This window comes from Frisingicoccus caecimuris, from assembly GCF_004340975.1.
GTDB lineage: Bacteria > Bacillota > Clostridia > Lachnospirales > Lachnospiraceae > Frisingicoccus > Frisingicoccus caecimuris.
Window position 1 is genome coordinate 20,328 of sequence record NZ_SLXA01000012.1, and the last position, 16,761, is coordinate 37,088.

The window sequence follows — 16,761 nt, forward strand, 5'->3', positions numbered from 1 at the left end:
AGAAATATAGAAATCAATCGTTGCCTTCTGGCTGTTCATTTATGGCTTGTCTATAAAACTCAATTTTATCATCCAAATTCTGTAAATACTCATTCCATTTTTGCCGTTGTTCTAACACATACTTTCTATGTACTTCCAATATTTTCATCCGCTCCGGCATTGTACTTTTTCCACAGTACCGCAGTTCAGAATATTTCTGAATATCTCTGAGATGCATACCTGTCTCTTTTAGTCGTCGGATAAACTTTATCCATTCAATATCGTTCTCCTCATATTCACGCCTGCCACCACTGTCTCTTGCTATTTTGATTAATCCTTTTTTCTCATAATACCGTAACGTGCTTTCAGGCAGGTTCGTTTTTTCAGAAATCTCGCCAATTAACATTTTTAATATCACCTCAAATTGTTCTTGACTTAAACTATGGTTTAAGTCATATGCTCAAATTATAAAACTTACAGGAGGTAAATGCAATGAGCAACACACGTTTTGAACTGGGGGCTGAGAAGCTTAAAGAAATTGATGGTATCGGAGGTGAAAATGTCATACAATCGTTACAAGATATTGCCCCGGATGTAGGAAAATACATTATAGAATTTGCTTTCGGAGATGTCTATACACGGCCTGAACTTAGTATGCAGGAACGTGAAATGATAACAATTACAAGTTTACTGACTACAGGAGGTTGTGAACCACAGTTAGAAGTACATATCAATGGCTCCCTTAATGTTGGACTTTCTCCCGAAAAAATCATCGAGACATTTATCCAGTGTATTCCTTACACCGGTTTTCCCAAAGTTTTAAATGCCATTTATACCGCAAAGAAAATATTTGCAGAAAGGCATATCTATTAGACAAATTGTATTCTCAACAATACTTGAGGTAATGGCACATTACAGAAGTGCAAAATCCTGAAGCAAACCATATGTCTTACGGCTAGCTTCAGGATTTTTGTGTGATTCATTTTGCTACTGTTTTCCATTTGGATGTAATTATCTATAAGTCCTGGAAAGGCACAAGCGCAGAGTATGGCAACAATAAAGAAGAACACCAAAACACCCATGAACCAGTCATGCTCCACAAGCTGATCTGTATACTGCGATAGTAAAATAAACGCAAACAGTGCAAAGCATACCAGAGTCCAGAATAATGAAAAGCCACTCCACAGCGCCCGAGGATCACGCACCATAATTCCAATAAATGCAAACATCGCTATTAAGAATATTCCAAAAGAAATCCAGCACATCCTTTTATCCCCCACCATGCCTCTCGGAAATATCGCTGCCGGACAAGGTATTTTGCTGTCCGGCAGGATACTTCAAATTTTATAACTCGTTGATTGTTGCAGTAATCGGCATGTTACAGATGCGTTTTGCCGGAGCGAAGGGTGCAAGAAGAGAAGTGAACACAAGCAGCACCAGTATTCCTCCAATAGATGTTAAAGGGATTTGCCATGCCGTTCCCCAATAATTTGTAATCATCTGAGAATAGAGGAAATGATGCAGCGGTAACCCCAGACCACAACCTGCGAGGAGTCCAAGCGTTGTGTATGTGGCGGCTTCCATGATAATCATCTTCTTGATTTGTAAACTATCCATCCCCACTGCACGCATGGCTCCGTATTGCTTTGTTCTTGCAGACACGCTCATAGAAATACTGTTTACCGTATGAATAATAGTAATCAATGTGATCACGGCGAGGAATCCATAAACAAACAGGCAGAACATAAAATAGGTATTTTGTGTGTCTTTGTTTTGTGCCAGTCGATCATAAAAGCGATAATGTCCATCTGCTAATGCGTGAAGCTCATTTACATTCTGCTCTGTTGCTTTTTTGGACAGCTGTACGTCAAGAACAGCATAGGCATCTTTGCCTGTAATCTCCTTGAACCTTTTCTCTGAGCAAATCACAGTTGGCTGATCCGATGTATCAAAGGGACTATCTTTCAAGACTCCAGCCACGTTAAGCTCTGTCTGCTCCAGCTGAATCGTATCGCCAACCTTCAAAGAGTTGCTTTTATCAAAAACCGTCAGTACACCGTTGCCTTCGGAGACAGCCGATATATCACCTGCAATCAAATCTTCTGCTGCCCACTGAAACTGCTGATTCTCATAAGAAATCAAATCAATTTGCCCCAATTCCCCTTCATATTCTGCAGGAAGGCTTTGATACATCCGCCCAAATACCCGCTTTACATACGGCCGGCTTTCCACCTCTTTGGCAAAACTTTGTTTAATTTCGCACAGATTATCAGGACTACTATAAAAGACATCTGGTGCCCATGGCTTTAAGGGATTGAGTGCCATATTCACCCATTGTATAAGAACGGAAAAGCTCAAAATCATAATGATGCTGAGTGCAAAGGAGCCAGTCATGAGAAGTAGATTTTTGGGAGAGGATACGGCATGATGAATCCCCAAGTCCATCTCAATTTTCAAAAAGTTCCTCTTGATTGGCCGAGATGCGTTCCCATTTTCGGAAAGATTTCCGGTAACAGCCGCAACCGGAGAAACACCTGCCGCCCGCCTTGCTGGAGAGATGGAAGATAACAGCACGGTCAAAACACCAACGACAATTCCGCTGATGATACCGACACTACTAATCCCAAATAGCGGAATCTGTACAAACTCAGTGCCCGCACCAAACCGGAGCAGTGCACAAAGCATCCATGTACCCACAATCCCTACTATCACGCCAATCGGAACCGCTGTTTTGCACCAATAGAGCGCTTCCAACTTGACTATGTGCATAACTTGTGCCCGGCTTGCTCCAATACAACGAAGCATTCCAAAAAATTGTGTTCGCTCTGCGGTTCTGCTGTTCAGACTTCCCGCAATCATAAAGACTCCCGCAGCCAAAACCAGAACAAACAAGATTGTAGCTACAAGGTACATTCCCATGATGTAAGAATCACTGCTGAATCCAGTTAATCCCAGCAAAGCCGTGTTTTCGGATAATGTTTCATCGGTAAAGCCATAGGTTTTCCGCAGCTCTGCAATTACCTTACGAATATGGATATTCTCGTCAAAGCGCACAAAACAAACGGGAGCAAGCTTACTTCCTTCTGCTTTTGCAAGACTTTGGAAGGAGTCCCAATTTAGAAAAGCCCCCACAATATCGGCATCTGTGGTAATGGTAACATCTCCTCCAAAACCGGAAATCGTATAGTCAAAATCTCCAGCTGGTGTATGTACGGTAATCGCATCTCCAATCTTCAGAGAAAGCAGTTCTTTTGCACGATTCGAAAGTAAAATTTCATCCTCTTTTGTAGGATATCGGCCCTCCGTCAAATTGTCATAGATCTCCGTTAGAATCGCATTATCACCACCTACGATGACGCAGCTTTTTCCATTGATCGTATAGTCTTCGGATAAATCAAAGTTCAGTCCGTCATAACGGGAGGACGCCATCACATCTGTTTGCTGTGCGATTTGCTCAATCTGCTGCTCAGATGGCTCCTTCAACATGATATGCCAGTTCCCATGTTCTTCGATCACTCGTGTCTTTTCCATGCGGATCGCCATATCTGCCATACTGAAAATCATCGTAACCAACAGCACTGAAATGATGATGCACAGCATCGTCATCCGATTCTGTCTCTTCCGCACCTTTGCAGAAATCGGAATAAGACTAAGATAGCTTCTCTTTCACGGCACCTCCCGAAATCGGTCAGTACACCATCCGATACCTGCAATACCCGATCAGCCGTTTGTGCGATACTGCGGTTGTGGGTAATCATAATAATGGTCTGCTCGTATTTTTGGGATGCCTCTTTCAGCAGGGCAATTACCTCGCTGCTGTTCTGGCTGTCCAGATTGCCTGTCGGCTCGTCAGCTAATATCAGGGCTGGCCGGGTAATGAGCGCACGGCCAATCGCCACTCTCTGCTGCTGGCCACCGGAAAGCTGGTTGGGCAGATGGTTCCGGCGCTCTTTCAGGTTCAACACCGTCAGCAGCTCTTCCAGATACTTCTTATCCGGCTTCTGGTAATCCAACAGCATCGGGAAGATGATATTCTGCTCCACGGTCAGCTCCGGGATCAGGTTGAACGCCTGAAAGATAAAGCCGATGTTCCTGCGCCGGAACACGGTCAGCTTTCGGTCGTTCATAGAAAAAATGTCCTTGCCGTCAATCAGTACCTTACCCGAAGTCGGCGTGTCCAAAGCACCGATCATATTCAGTAGCGTACTTTTACCGGATCCGGATTCCCCGACGATTGCTACATACTCGCCCTTGGGGACAGAAAAGCTGACATCCTTCAACGCCTTTACAGCGGTTTCTCCGCTGCCATAGGTCTTACTAATTCTTTTGACCTCTAATAAGTTCATAGTGCAAACACCTCTTTCTGAATGATTCTGCTATATAGGCAGGCTGTCTTTGTTTGTCCTGCCTATGTTTGAAAGAATAGCACCTGAATATTACTGTAACCCTACAACCAGCCTACAATTTTGTAGGAATCAGAAAATTCATTGTGAAAGTTGTCCCTATGCCTAATTCGCTGTCAACCTCAATGGTGCCGTTATGTGCTTCAACGATTGCTTTTGCCAGAGGTAAACCCAGTCCAATCCCTTGCTTGTCCTTGGAAAAACGGCTACGATAAAACCGCTTGAAAATATGGTGCAAATCCTCCGGGTGAATACCACAGCCGTTATCTTTTACAGCGATTTGAACAGTGCTGGACAAGGCTTTCCATTCAATGCGAACCGTGTCTCCTTTTTCCGTATGGTCGAGAGCATTTTTTACAATATTATCTATGGCTTCGATCAGCCAGTCACGGTCACAAAGAAGTAAAACATTATCTGAGCCAGACAGGATGATTTTTTTCTGTTCCTGTCTGGCTCTATATGCGAAATGCAGTTCGATGTCCCGCATCATATCGGCTACATTCTCTTTTGTTTTTTCAATCACGATAGAACCGGCATCCAGCTTTGTGATTTTCAGCAGATTTTGTACCAGCGTTTCAATACGGTCAAGTTCCTGCTCCGATAATGTGGCAAATTCTTTCACAGTAGATGATGCTTCTGCTTCGTCTTGCAGTAGACCATTATAAATATTCAGCGCCGCCAGCGGTGTTTTCAGTTGGTGGGAAATATCGGAGATTGTATTTTTCAAAAATTCCTTTTCCCGTAATTCATTATCTGCATGAGCATTTAACACCACCGCCAGTGAATTCACAGAATGAAACAGCCGATATAGCTCTCCCTCGTTATCACATTCAATACGGGCATTTACATCGCCAACAAGATAAGCATTGATTTGTGCTACCGCCTGTTCCATGACTCTGTTTTGCCTGCTGAAATAGTTGAAGCAGACCACCCACATAGCACCTGCTGCCAGTAAAGAAAGCAACAGTAGGCACAGGGAAAACTTTTGAAAAAGCAACCACACCAAGCCCTCGGCCAACAGGAGAAACACAGTCCAAATAACAGATATAGCAAGAAAGAAGTTTTTTATATCTTTATTCGCAAATATTTTCATAGGCCACCTCACCTCAATCTATGACATTCCATTTATAGCCCATGCGCCGAACAGTTAGGAGCATTTGCGGCTCACTTGGGTTGTCCTCAATTTTCATCCTAAGACGCCGCATATATACAGTGAGTGTGCTGCTGTCAATATAATTGCCCTCGCAATCCCACAGCTTATCTAATATTTGCTCTTTGGTAAGCACCATATTAGGATTTTTCATAAACAGACACAGAAGTTTATATTCTGCGGCGGTCAAATCCAACAGTTCGCCATTTTTGAACGCTTGTCCTTGCAATAAAAGAACTTTAATTCCATTTGATTGTAGTTCTGTACCCACCGAACCAAAGTCTTTTGTTCGTCTTAGCAGGGCATTGATTCTTGAAACCAGAACCCCCAGCTTAAAAGGCTTTGTGATGTAATCATCACCACCAATATCCAGCCCCATAATGATATTCATTTCCTCGTCAGAAGCAGTCAAAAAGATAATAGGCACCTTGGAAACCTGCCGTACCTTTTTGCAAAACTCAAAACCTGTACCATCAGGCAAAGATACATCCAAAACCAGCAAATCATACTTGCCGTCAGCCCATAACGTATTTGCTTCAACAATTGTTTGGGCAACATCTAACTCATATCCCTGCTTCTGAAATGCAAAGGTTAACCCATTAACCAAACTCAAATCATCTTCAAGAAGTAAGATTTTACTCATGCTTTAGTTCCTTCCTTTCTTTTTTCTGACATCAATCAGCTTCTTTGCGTTCTTTGGCACAAACTGAATAACGGCTATTTTCACAGCACCGGAGATACGCCCGCCAACGCAATAATAATGCACCCTACAAAGTAACGCACCCCATTTCTCGGCAACCTCTTTCAATGTTATATAATTCATAATTGTGCCTAGCATCAATATAAGTATATTGCGACCATTCGCAGTACGCAACTTACAATATTGTAATATTTTAAAAACCTAATCCTTACTGTTTTAAGGAAATATGTGAAATTGTGCAAAAAATAATACTATCTCAATAGAATTCACTTTAAAGGGGGCAGGAATGATTTATCATAAAACATTCCTGCTCGCTCTAACTTTTACACCACTTTACTTTATCTACTATAATACAAAAAAGCAAATCTTTTGAACGAGCTACATTTCAGTGTTTACGCAAGCTCAACCCCTTTCTCTTTGCTATCTTTTCCCTGCTGTCTGGCAATGATCTCCTTATTGATTTTCAATCGCTCATGGATAGACTTTCTCACCGTTTCCACAGTTTTTGACTTTTCGTTCCCCACAGATGCTATTATCTTCCCGGCTTTCACTTCTGATTTTGACATCATAGTCGGTTCTATCGATCTCTCAGGTGCTTTTTCTTCCAAACTGCAGAAACTCTGCAAATACGGCAGCACATGCTCCTGCATATCCGTAAGATCCGCCATATATGCCTGAAAGAATTCTTCTCCCTTACCCTTCTGGTAATTCAGCCAGCTTTCATCATGCAGCTTCATTTCATTCTGATTCTTCAACTGGCTCACAATACCGCCGTTTCCATCTCCGATATTGATTTTTCCCTTTAATTCCTGCATCTGGTCATGATCTGGGTAGTAAATTGTAAAGTACATCTGTACAGTTTTCTCCGGCATTCCAGTCTTTGGATCTGCTTGTGAAGCCAGTTCTTCATCCATTTTGGCGGTTATTTCATTCAGGCTTCCCAGATTCTGATAACCGGAAATGTCCATTTCCTTATCCTCACAAAAATCGATGCGGACAACCGGTACTGCTGTCTCCGGTATCTCAGGCTGATAGGCTTTCAATTTCTCCAGAAGTTCTTCTGCCCGTGGAGATTCTTCGCATTCCTCATCTATAATATCTTTCAAAAACGGAATGTACCTATGGGCATATCCGCATCTTAATTCCAGTGCAACAGTTTCCACCATATCTTCCTCCGGGCTAAAATTATCATGATAATCATAATGATCAAAGTCTTCCGCTAATTGATCCAGTGCTGCAGCAAGTTCATCCGCAGTCATTTTGTCCGGATAATAATGGACAATTAATTCCTTTGGAGGATAATACCGAAAATCTGGGAACGCTTCTACAATCTTTTCCAGTGCTTCATGTACCATTGGAATGGCTGCCAGGAATGCCACCTCATCCAGGCTGTCTCCCCGGATCGCTTTCCGACTGACCAGAGATACCTCCGCCTCATCATAAAAAGTATCATTCGGGTCACGGTAAATAATGCCCATGCCGTTTCCATAGTAGCTTAACGATGGGTCATCAATTATTTCCCGGTATTTTGCAAGGATCTCATCCAGATTGGTACTCTTATAAATGTTGCCAAGGCTATGGTATTCATCACATTCTGCAGCATAGTATTCCAGATACGGCTCTTTCTTCGGTGGCATATTGTTCAGGACATTATCGATCATGTTGTAGTTTGCTTCCTCCAGTTCTTCCACTTTCGCCAATGGCTTGTACTCCCCTCTGGCTTTCATCTGCTCCATTTTTTCATCCAGATACCGATCTGATTTTTCAAGAAATTCTTCCAATGCGCCCGTTTTGTCCGGTCTGATCGGGTTCATATCCACTTTCATATTTCCGACCTTATACCCAGCTTCATTCAATACAGAAAATAAATCATCCTCTCGTACAGTTCCCTCATAAGCAATTACCACATCCACATCAGAATCCTCATTATATAGCCCATCCCTTGTACGGCTTCCGTACACACGCACAGCCTGTATCCTGGCATCCAGATCATTTTCAATAATCTCTGCCTGTGCAATCGCCCATACTGTCTCCTCGATTTCTGACCGGCTCATTCCATTTAATCCGGCTTCCGCTTCCGTATGATCCGAAATAACCGGTACCCGATTTCTCTGGCTTCTTGCTTCCAGAAGGATCTCTGCCTCTACTTCTTCTGCTTTTTCCAGCAGTTCATCATAATCTACCGGTATCCGTTCTAACTGATCCAGACCTTCATCCTCTAAAATATCCTGAACAGCCTCTCTCATAGAAATATCCGGATTGTCCAAGATCCCTCCGTCCATGAGTTTATACTCCTTATCGTAAAAGGAATAATCATATCCTTCCGTTGCCACCTGAATAGCAAAATATTGATCCCCGATTCGGTAAGCCACTTCCTCTTGGTTCAATTCCGGCTCTAATTGCAGAAAATCCGGCAATTCACGGAAACTGATACTGTCTACAAAATAAGCTTTTACATTCCCATTCTCATTGAGGACTACAATATCACTGACCGATAAGGAATGCCCGGTATAATCTGCCGGATGGGCAATATTGAACTTTTCATACAGAGAATCCAGTGTATCGCCATATCGCATTTCATCGGAATAGATTAGCTCGTAGTCCTCTTTTTTCACCTGATACCCATGCCTTTCAATAAAATTTATATCCATAAATTCATATTCTCTGCCGGGACTGCCGTCTATGATCTGGTATATTCCATATCTGTTTTCTGTCCCCAGAAGAAGTTTCGCCTCTTTCAATGACTTTATCTGTGGATACTCCTGCATCCGTTTTTCCAACGTCCTGATCTGTTCCACATCCTCTCTCTCCATCTGGTAATGCTCCGGTCCTCTCTCAATCTCCATCCGTTCCCGCACTGCAATCGGTCTTGGATAAGTGGTAACCAGAAATACTGTCTCCCCAGCATCAAACATCCTTAATGCTTCATCTCTATCAAGATCTGTCATTGAAGGCTGATACAATCCAGCTTCCTCAAAATCTATTTCGTCCTCTTGTTCCTGCATACGCTGCCACGCATCTTTTTCAATTCCATAGAGACCTTCATGTTCCAGTATCATCTCCCTGCTGGCATAGTCCCCATGAGTGCCTTCTGACTGCAGGCAGTACACCTTTTCCCCAACACGATGAAGCTCCAGTGCCATCTCCTGACGAAGAGGAAACATATCATCTGCTGTATAGCCATATCCCTTTAGTTCCGCCATACCAACGGAACGATCCGGGAATTCGTCAATTTCCTCTCTTGCATCCCTCAGAATTTCATCCACCTTCTCTTCATCCGAGGAACGGACAGCATCTGCAAGGTCTCTGATCATTTTCCTGATATCATAATCATCCCCGGTCATAGCCGCATATTCCAGAACCTGTTCTTTCTGTTCCTCTGTAAATAAAATGTTTTCCCTCTGTTCTGCCCGTTCCATCTGTCTTTTGGCATAATCCCGGACTTCTTTTTCAGCCATTGTCACATTCCTGTTCATTGCCATATTCATTTCCCTCCTACTGTCCAATTCTTCTTGCAAGGACAATCAGCCTGCCGTTGGTGCTGGAATATTCACAGGTAGATAAAGAAAGCAGCTCATCTTCTTCCCTGACGGTAACTCCCGTCGGATAAAGCTGATAAGCTGCCATTTTCTGCAAATAATCCATCTGTTGTTTTCGTGTTTCTTTGTGTAAATAATCATAATAACCGCCGCTTTGTGCCACATTCGTCACATACACAGCAGCCACTTCATACTGGTATTTCTGGTTTCCCAGATATAGCGTGATCTCCTTATGCACACGATAATACTCTTCTTTTTTATACCCATTTAATTGCTTGAACATACTGCCATCTTTCATTTGGTGACCATAAATAATCAAATGTTCCTGCCTGGCATCTACATCGTTCCGGCAGTCTAACATCAGTGTTCCACATATGGCATAATTCTTTTGAAAATCGTGGTGCAGATAAAACTCATTATCTTTACCCTGAACGACCGGATAACTGATATCGGTTCCATCAATCTTCAGCCACCCAATGCAGTCTGCATTTTCATCCAGCAATGACTGATAATCAAAGTCATCTATTTCTGCTTCTGTCATTGAATTATCCGCATTTGATCCAGTCCCGTCTTCCTCGGTATCCTTTTCCGGGAATGCTATCTCCTCCACATGACGGTAATTCTGCCTGTTGTCATAAGAATCCTGCCAGTAATCCAAAAGGAATTTCCCACATATCAACGAAACAACCAGAAACACAATCAACAATACTTTCTCTGTTCTCTTCACATAGCATCTCCTTCCAGGCATGAAAAAACCGGCAGGTATTTCACTGCCGGCGAATATCGGTTATAAACCATAATTAAATCTAATTACTTTTGAGCTCCATCATCATTAAATATTGCTTTAACTCTAAAAACTGTAGTTTGTCAAGCTATTGATACCATGTAGTACATTAAGAAAAATCAGATTCAAGGATGCCATAAATATAATAATCGCACCAGGTATTAACCATCTTTCCCTGCCTGATTAATCCTTCCCTCGTATATCCCGCCTTCTCTAATATTCGGCAAGAAGCTACATTTCTCACATCAACTTCCGTCCAGATTCTCTGAAGTTCTGTGTTTTCAAAACAGAATCTTGTCATAGCAGATAAGCTTTCCGTTCCATATCCTTTTCCATGCCATTCTTTTGATAATCGGATTGCAATGGAAGCCATTCTGTCATTCTCGATTAGATAAACCCAGATATCACCAATAACCTTGTTAGAATCCTTTTGGGCAATTCCAAGATGAAAGCTCTTTGTCGGCTTATCTTTTTTCTCAAACAACAGCTCTGGATTTTTTTCCGCTTTACTTGGCCCCTTTCCCCAATAGGCATAAATTGATTTATCTGGCATCCATTCTTTGAGTGCAGGAACATCAGCAGCTATCATCGGTCTAAGAATCAGTCTATCCGTTTCTATGGTCGGCTTACTATTTATATAATCGGCGAGAGCCATATCGATCACCTCCTAGAAATTAAATTCCGATTCCCAATCAAATCTGCCACTTTCTTCATATGACTTAGGCCAATGTTTACTCCAATCAGGAACACTTGGATTTTCAATTCTATCAACACTTGGAACATAAGGCTTGAGATCAATTACCTTTGTTCCGTCATAAGCATCAATATAATATAGTCCAACAACTCCACGCTCTACATCCACATAAGCAATATTTACATTTGAAACCGCTATTGGATTAGGTCTTTCCGGTGAATGTAGAGCAAATACTCCAATCTCATCAGGACCATTCTTATATGGTTTTTCTTCAACCAAAACATTTCTGTTAGATTCATTGTCACAGCCATCAGCCCACCAAAGAACCTGTACATGACTGTAGCCATCTAATCCCCTGAGTCCTTTCGCATACTTTTCGTCAAGATTAATACATACCATTCTCTCATTGTTTTCAATCTTTCCGATGGAAAAGATTTTCATATCGTTCATGTCAGAACCTCCATTTTCTTTTCTCGTCGGGCGCCCTATATATATTGTACAAAGTATAATTTATACTTCAACCTTTTTTTTAAAAAAGAACCCCATACCATTCTCAGTATAGAGTTCCGTTCTATTATTTTGATATTAGTTTTAAAAATCTCTTATCATTCATCTGCTCATTTGTAACATACTCACCATCACAGAACAATGCATATGTTGTAATCGGTGTTGGTGCATTCTGAGCTTCTTCTCTGCTCTTTATATGAACCGCCTTGAATTTGATATCTTTCTCTTTTGCAAGATTCTCTAAAACAGGGACATACTTTGCATTATAAGGACACTGATAGGTGTAGAAAAGAACATACCCTTTTTCATCGATATGCGGATGCCTGGCATTTTCCATAAACTTTGGTGGCTCTGCTTCTTTTTCAAATGGCAGATACCAGAGCTGTACTCCATTGTCTGCTTCATCACAGGGTCCAAATCCTTTATATTTCAAGAACTTAGGATCTGAAAGAAATGGTTTCTTTTTTGCACACGATAAAATGCAAAGTCCTTTCTTTCCTTTCTGTTTACTATCTTCAATACAATAATTTAGCAGTTCGCTTGCGTATCCATGTCCCTTGAAAGAACCCGCAACCCACAAACAATCAATATACATATATCCCTCTGCATCTATTGGATTCCATGCATACTCTGCAGGAATATACTCGATAAAACACTTCCCTCTCTCTTCACTTTTCAAGAAAACCAAACCTTCATCAAATCGTTCCGAAAGCCATGATTTTTTCGATGTAACCTGTACATCCATATTATTTGAGATTGCACAGCAGATGTGCTCTTTTTCCAAATTATCTTTTGTAACTTGGATAAATTCCATTTGACATTCCCTCCCTCACCATTCTTCAAGTGTCTATATTCTATTTAGAATGATTTCAACTTTTGCTTAGTACAGCGGCATCAGGCTTTCTCCCAACACCCGCAGGCATAATCTCACACCACTATATTAGCCCAGTACTTTCATCAGTTCTTTGATGTCTTTTTCAATAAGCGGTGATATACTGTCCTTATATTTCGAAACATCTATCTTATCAACAGCATCAATAATCATGTCAGTCATCTCAGATCTGTACAATGCTACCTCATGCAATGCTTGAAGGCACTGTCTTACAACAGTAGGCTTCGAGTCATAAAGCAAGGCGCTCATTCGATCGAAAAACTCTGCTAATTGGCCATCCTTCGCCCATCTCGCCTGATTGCAAATCAACAAGAATGCCCTGGTTCTTACATAGGAACTCTTATCGTCAAGCATACCTGCAAATTCCGGGATCATATGAAGATACTTGTCTGATTCAGCTGACTCGGCTCTAAGTATTTTTGAATACTCATATGCCGCTTTATCGTCCTTATCTTTTAATTTCAAAATAATCTCATTCATACCTTTATCATTGCCTTACAATTTACATATTGGATGCCTGATTACAGTCTTCCACTTCTCAAGAGCAACCTTTCTTGCATCGGACATATATATCTCATGGTGAAGTCTGCCACCGCTAAAGTCATTGCGGTAGCCATTTTCTTCAAGAAATTTGTCCATGATTGCAACAGTTGCGGGTTCATCATCAAAAGGTCCGTGATGCATAATCTGAACACACAAACCCTCATCAACTGTAAGGAATTCAGCTCCGCTACAGTCCATTTTTTTCTTCGCAGATGCAGTCTCCACTGCCCAGTCAAAATCCTTCTTTGTTACAAAATCCGGAAGTCTGATGACTGATATCCAATTAAATTCAGCTTTTGTACTGTAATCACAGCCATCTATTCCGTCCTGCCACCAGAAACCCTCCAGCGGTGGAACCACATACTGAAAAAACCCCTCAATCTTGTAATCGGACTTATAGCTCATTTTCAAAGTATAGGCTACCGCATATAATACGCCGACCGCCTTCTTGTATTCACCGCCTTCTTCGTTCGGATCACCTTTTCCTCTAACAGCGATGTAATTTGCCTTTGGAACAGTCACTATTTCAGGCTTGTTCTTCGGCATGTAAAATTCTTTAAATTCCTTCTTGAAATCAAAAGCCATTATTTTATCCTTTTTACTCTTTTCTTTATCTCCGGCAAATCTTCATACATAGCCAGAATTAGTTCTCTCAGGTAATTTTTATTATCTATTTCGGTTATTAAGAGCATTGGCTTAGCTCCATCATAAGGCATTTCCTGAGGTGCATCCGGAAGAAGTTCTAAGCTTGATGCTGTTACCTTCACCAGAAACCTGTCATCATAGATTCCACCAAATAATTTGTCATTATAATATAGCAGATATTCACCCATCATCGCTCGATATGAAACCCCTTCTAATCCTGATAGTTGCTCCAAAACAAAATCGAGATATTCTTTCCTTGATGCCATTTTCTCTCTACTCCTGATAATATTTACCCTTGTAAAAATTCTCTGCGCCTGTCTTTTCGACTGTCATCCGAAAGCATACACATCCGTCCGGACAAACATAGTCCTTCACATTTGCTTCAGCTCCTCCAACAAGTGTCAGATCTCCGCCACTTCTGACAGCCTGCATATCACCATAAAGAATCTGCATCATTTTAGAACATATTCCATAGCCCTGCTCGTTCACTGGACAACCGTAGGTACAGGTGTATTTATCACCTATTTCTTCCCCATTCCTGCATAGGTGTTCTGTATGCTCGCCTCGCAGAAAACCTGTTACCTCTATTGAAAATCTATATTCTTCATCATACCATTTCTTCATTACCTAAGCCTCCTTAAATGATCCAATTTCAATAAGATTTCCCTCCGGATCAGCAATATAGCACGTCCTCTGTCCCCAAGGCTCTGTGGTTGGTTCCATAATACTTTCAGCACCGGCTGCAATAACTTCTGCATAAATCTTATCTACCGCAGCAAAGTTTTCTACGCTTAACGCAATTTCATAATGTCCATTCACACCTTTGCAGTACGAAAACTTTCTGTTTGTCATCTTCTCAAAATCAGTCTTTCTATACAGAAGAAACAGCGTTCCATCCTTTTCAAGAAAAACATTCGTTGTATTCTCATCTTCCTTAATTTCAAAGCCTAAAACATCACGATAAAATCTGACCATTACCGCCATGTCATCAACCATGATTCCAAATCCGTCTAGTCTCATTTCGCATCCACTCCTTATTTCTGCAGGCTCTGCATCATAGCAAAAAATTCATTTGCGTTGCCTGTACTGAAATATGCATACCAGTGTTCCAATGTATCTGCCCCAAATACATCCATGTATTCCAAAATCAATCTGTCCATATCAAGTGCGCCTGTGGCAGCAGCTGTTATCAAATTTCCATCTCTGACAGCCGGTTTATCAATATAATTATCTGTTCCCTTATACTCCGGGCAAAACATATTTAAAAATCCTGCTCCGTTGCTCGTGTGCTTCTTATCATCCAAAAGCCCGATATTTGCCAGGGCTACGGTAGCTCCACATATTGCTGCAACCAGTCCTCCTGCTTCTAAGAACCGCTTGGCAATCTCAAGAATCCGGAAATTTTCAGATTCACTCCAACTGTCTGCTCCGGGAAGAATCAGCACATTCTCTTTATTTGCCTGGACATCCTTTATCGTCAGGTCCGGAACAATCGCAAGACCTCCCATGGATTTTACCGGCTCCTTTGAAAGAGATACTGTTTTCACCGAAATCTCCCCGGCATCCTTCCTGAAAAATCTTTTTGAATGAAGTTCTGCAAGGCAGTAGCCAATTTCCCAATCAGCCATTGTATTCATTACATAAACATATACCGTTGTCATTTTTGTCCTTCTTTCCTGTATTTTTCTGCAAGTTCAGAAGCGATACGAAACAGTTCCTCCCTTATAGACTCTGGTTCAAGAACAGTAACCTTGTCCCTGCATGAAAGCATCCAGGACAGCAGACCCTCATCATCAGCATAATCATGTTCAAACAGAAGCTTTCCATCCGGCATCTCTGTAAAAGACTCTATTCCATATTCTTCAATAAGATGCCATTTCATTGACGGATGAAAAACTGCTTCTACTTTTGCCTGCGGCGGAAACACCTTCTCATTTGATAAGTCCGGCATTGGAACTGTACTTCTTTTTTCAAAATTTCCGGCATGCACCAGCTCTGCCATTCGATTCAGTTTGAACATTCGATAGTCATTCCTTAGCAGACAATATCCATAGACGTACCAGCTTGACCATTTGAAAATCAGAAAATACGGTTCAATTTCCCTCTCCGTATTACCGCTCGGAGCATAATACTTAAAATTTAGTGTCTTCCCAAGCTCGATAGCATCCTGAATCAGTTCAATCTTTGGTGAAAGAGAAGCCTTATCCCATGATGACAGATCGATAAGAATTGACTCATTTCCACTGACAAAATCAGATGATCCAGCTTTGAGTTTTTCCATGAGCTGCCCATAATAATGGCTGCCGCTTACGCTATCAAGACTTCGAAGACCTGCCATAATCATCTGCATATCCTTCGATGACAGAATCGTCCGATCCATCTTATAGCCATCCATTATGCTAATACCACCGCCTGCACCCTGTGATGTAAAAATCGGAATACCAGCCTTGCATAAATCTTCAATATCTCTGTTTATTGTTCTTCTTGAAACCTCAAACTTTTCTGCCAGTTCCGGAGCAGTAATTTTCTCTTCCTGTAAAAGGATGGAAAGAATACCGATAAGCCTATCTATTTTCATATCACTTTCACTTCCTGATTCACTATACCATCTGTAACACGACACCTGTGTGTCATGTTCAATTTATATTATACACAAAATAAAAAGGTGTTACATCTGGATTCATCACTTTTCTAAATAATAAAGCCCCAAACCATTGATTTTCAATGATTTGAAGCTGTTTTTAATCGTGCCCTCAACTGGAATTGAATGTTTTCGGTATCCCAGCAAACTAGCAGAAGGAGATGTTCAGCCTCTTTGGAAAATGATGCATTAGTTTTGTAGCAATTCTATGCATATGAAAATAACAATCTTCCCATCATCTCTACAACTTCGATTTGTTTATTTCAAGGGGCATAACCCTATCC

18 protein-coding genes and 1 pseudogene are annotated in these 16,761 nt (G+C 41.4%); 1 reads left to right on the forward strand and 18 read right to left on the reverse strand.

Translation table 11 applies throughout. From position 1 onward, the window contains the following. Positions 1–13: 13 nt before the first annotated feature. Positions 14–385, reverse strand: a complete 372-nt coding sequence (locus EV212_RS10775; RefSeq protein ID WP_132093065.1) for a MerR family transcriptional regulator — start codon at positions 383–385, stop codon at positions 14–16. 86 nt (positions 386–471) lie between these two features. Here EV212_RS10775 and EV212_RS10780 point away from each other — a divergent pair, with 86 nt between their 5' ends. Next, positions 472–852: a carboxymuconolactone decarboxylase family protein gene (locus EV212_RS10780; RefSeq protein WP_119201484.1), complete on the forward strand. Its 381-nt coding sequence runs from the start codon at positions 472–474 to the stop codon at positions 850–852. Positions 853–1,323: 471 nt separating this feature from the next. On the opposite strand, the gene EV212_RS10790 is transcribed toward EV212_RS10780, so the two are convergent. The 17 genes and pseudogenes from EV212_RS10790 to EV212_RS10870 form a co-directional block, all read right to left on the reverse strand. Further along, complete coding sequence (locus EV212_RS10790; protein WP_132093071.1) at positions 1,324–3,585, reverse strand: ABC transporter permease; 2,262 nt, start codon at positions 3,583–3,585, stop codon at positions 1,324–1,326. A gap of 59 nt (positions 3,586–3,644) precedes the next feature. Then, positions 3,645–4,325, reverse strand: a pseudogene (locus EV212_RS10795) (ABC transporter ATP-binding protein); the annotation flags it as partial. Between the two features lie 112 nt (positions 4,326–4,437). Further along, positions 4,438–5,475 carry a sensor histidine kinase gene (locus tag EV212_RS10800; RefSeq protein ID WP_132093077.1) on the reverse strand — a complete coding sequence of 346 codons (1,038 nt, stop codon included), beginning with the start codon at positions 5,473–5,475 and terminating at the stop codon, positions 4,438–4,440. Between the two features lie 13 nt (positions 5,476–5,488). Then, a complete protein-coding gene (locus EV212_RS10805; RefSeq protein ID WP_119201479.1) occupies positions 5,489–6,175 on the reverse strand; it encodes a response regulator transcription factor in 687 nt (228 codons plus the stop codon). Positions 6,176–6,178: 3 nt separating this feature from the next. Beyond that, a complete protein-coding gene (locus EV212_RS10810; RefSeq protein WP_119201503.1) occupies positions 6,179–6,355 on the reverse strand; it encodes a DNA-binding protein in 177 nt (58 codons plus the stop codon). A gap of 269 nt (positions 6,356–6,624) precedes the next feature. After that, positions 6,625–9,714: a YodL domain-containing protein gene (locus EV212_RS10815; RefSeq protein WP_132093080.1), complete on the reverse strand. Its 3,090-nt coding sequence runs from the start codon at positions 9,712–9,714 to the stop codon at positions 6,625–6,627. A 13-nt stretch (positions 9,715–9,727) separates the two neighbouring features. Beyond that, the gene (gene srtB, locus EV212_RS10820) at positions 9,728–10,498 is read right to left on the reverse strand and encodes a class B sortase (protein WP_132093083.1); all 771 of its coding nucleotides are present in this window, start codon (positions 10,496–10,498) and stop codon (positions 9,728–9,730) included. Between the two features lie 166 nt (positions 10,499–10,664). Then, positions 10,665–11,210 (reverse strand): GNAT family N-acetyltransferase, encoded by a 546-nt coding sequence (locus tag EV212_RS10825; RefSeq protein WP_132093086.1) that lies wholly within the window; start codon positions 11,208–11,210, stop codon positions 10,665–10,667. 12 nt (positions 11,211–11,222) lie between these two features. Next, positions 11,223–11,699, reverse strand: coding sequence for a TrmO family methyltransferase domain-containing protein (locus EV212_RS10830; protein ID WP_132093089.1), 477 nt, complete (start codon positions 11,697–11,699; stop codon positions 11,223–11,225). A 124-nt stretch (positions 11,700–11,823) separates the two neighbouring features. After that, entirely contained in the window at positions 11,824–12,570 is a 747-nt protein-coding gene (locus EV212_RS10835; RefSeq protein ID WP_132093092.1) for an N-acetyltransferase, read from the reverse strand. A gap of 126 nt (positions 12,571–12,696) precedes the next feature. Further along, on the reverse strand, positions 12,697–13,128 hold the full coding sequence (locus EV212_RS10840) for a hypothetical protein (RefSeq protein WP_132093095.1): 432 nt from the start codon (positions 13,126–13,128) through the stop codon (positions 12,697–12,699). A 15-nt stretch (positions 13,129–13,143) separates the two neighbouring features. Further along, positions 13,144–13,776, reverse strand: coding sequence for a GyrI-like domain-containing protein (locus tag EV212_RS10845; RefSeq protein ID WP_132093098.1), 633 nt, complete (start codon positions 13,774–13,776; stop codon positions 13,144–13,146). Then, positions 13,776–14,102, reverse strand: coding sequence for a TfoX/Sxy family protein (locus EV212_RS10850; protein WP_132093101.1), 327 nt, complete (start codon positions 14,100–14,102; stop codon positions 13,776–13,778). The genes EV212_RS10845 and EV212_RS10850 overlap by 1 nt, the downstream gene beginning before the upstream one ends. Positions 14,103–14,109: 7 nt before the next feature. Then, positions 14,110–14,460, reverse strand: a complete 351-nt coding sequence (locus EV212_RS10855) for a TIGR04076 family protein (protein WP_132093104.1) — start codon at positions 14,458–14,460, stop codon at positions 14,110–14,112. Between the two features lie 3 nt (positions 14,461–14,463). After that, entirely contained in the window at positions 14,464–14,856 is a 393-nt protein-coding gene (locus EV212_RS10860; RefSeq protein ID WP_132093107.1) for a VOC family protein, read from the reverse strand. Positions 14,857–14,870: 14 nt separating this feature from the next. Further along, entirely contained in the window at positions 14,871–15,497 is a 627-nt protein-coding gene (locus EV212_RS10865) for a type 1 glutamine amidotransferase family protein (protein WP_132093110.1), read from the reverse strand. Continuing rightward, positions 15,494–16,414 carry a helix-turn-helix transcriptional regulator gene (locus tag EV212_RS10870; protein ID WP_132093113.1) on the reverse strand — a complete coding sequence of 307 codons (921 nt, stop codon included), beginning with the start codon at positions 16,412–16,414 and terminating at the stop codon, positions 15,494–15,496. Before EV212_RS10870 ends, EV212_RS10865 begins: the two co-directional genes overlap by 4 nt. Positions 16,415–16,761 lie beyond the last annotated feature (347 nt).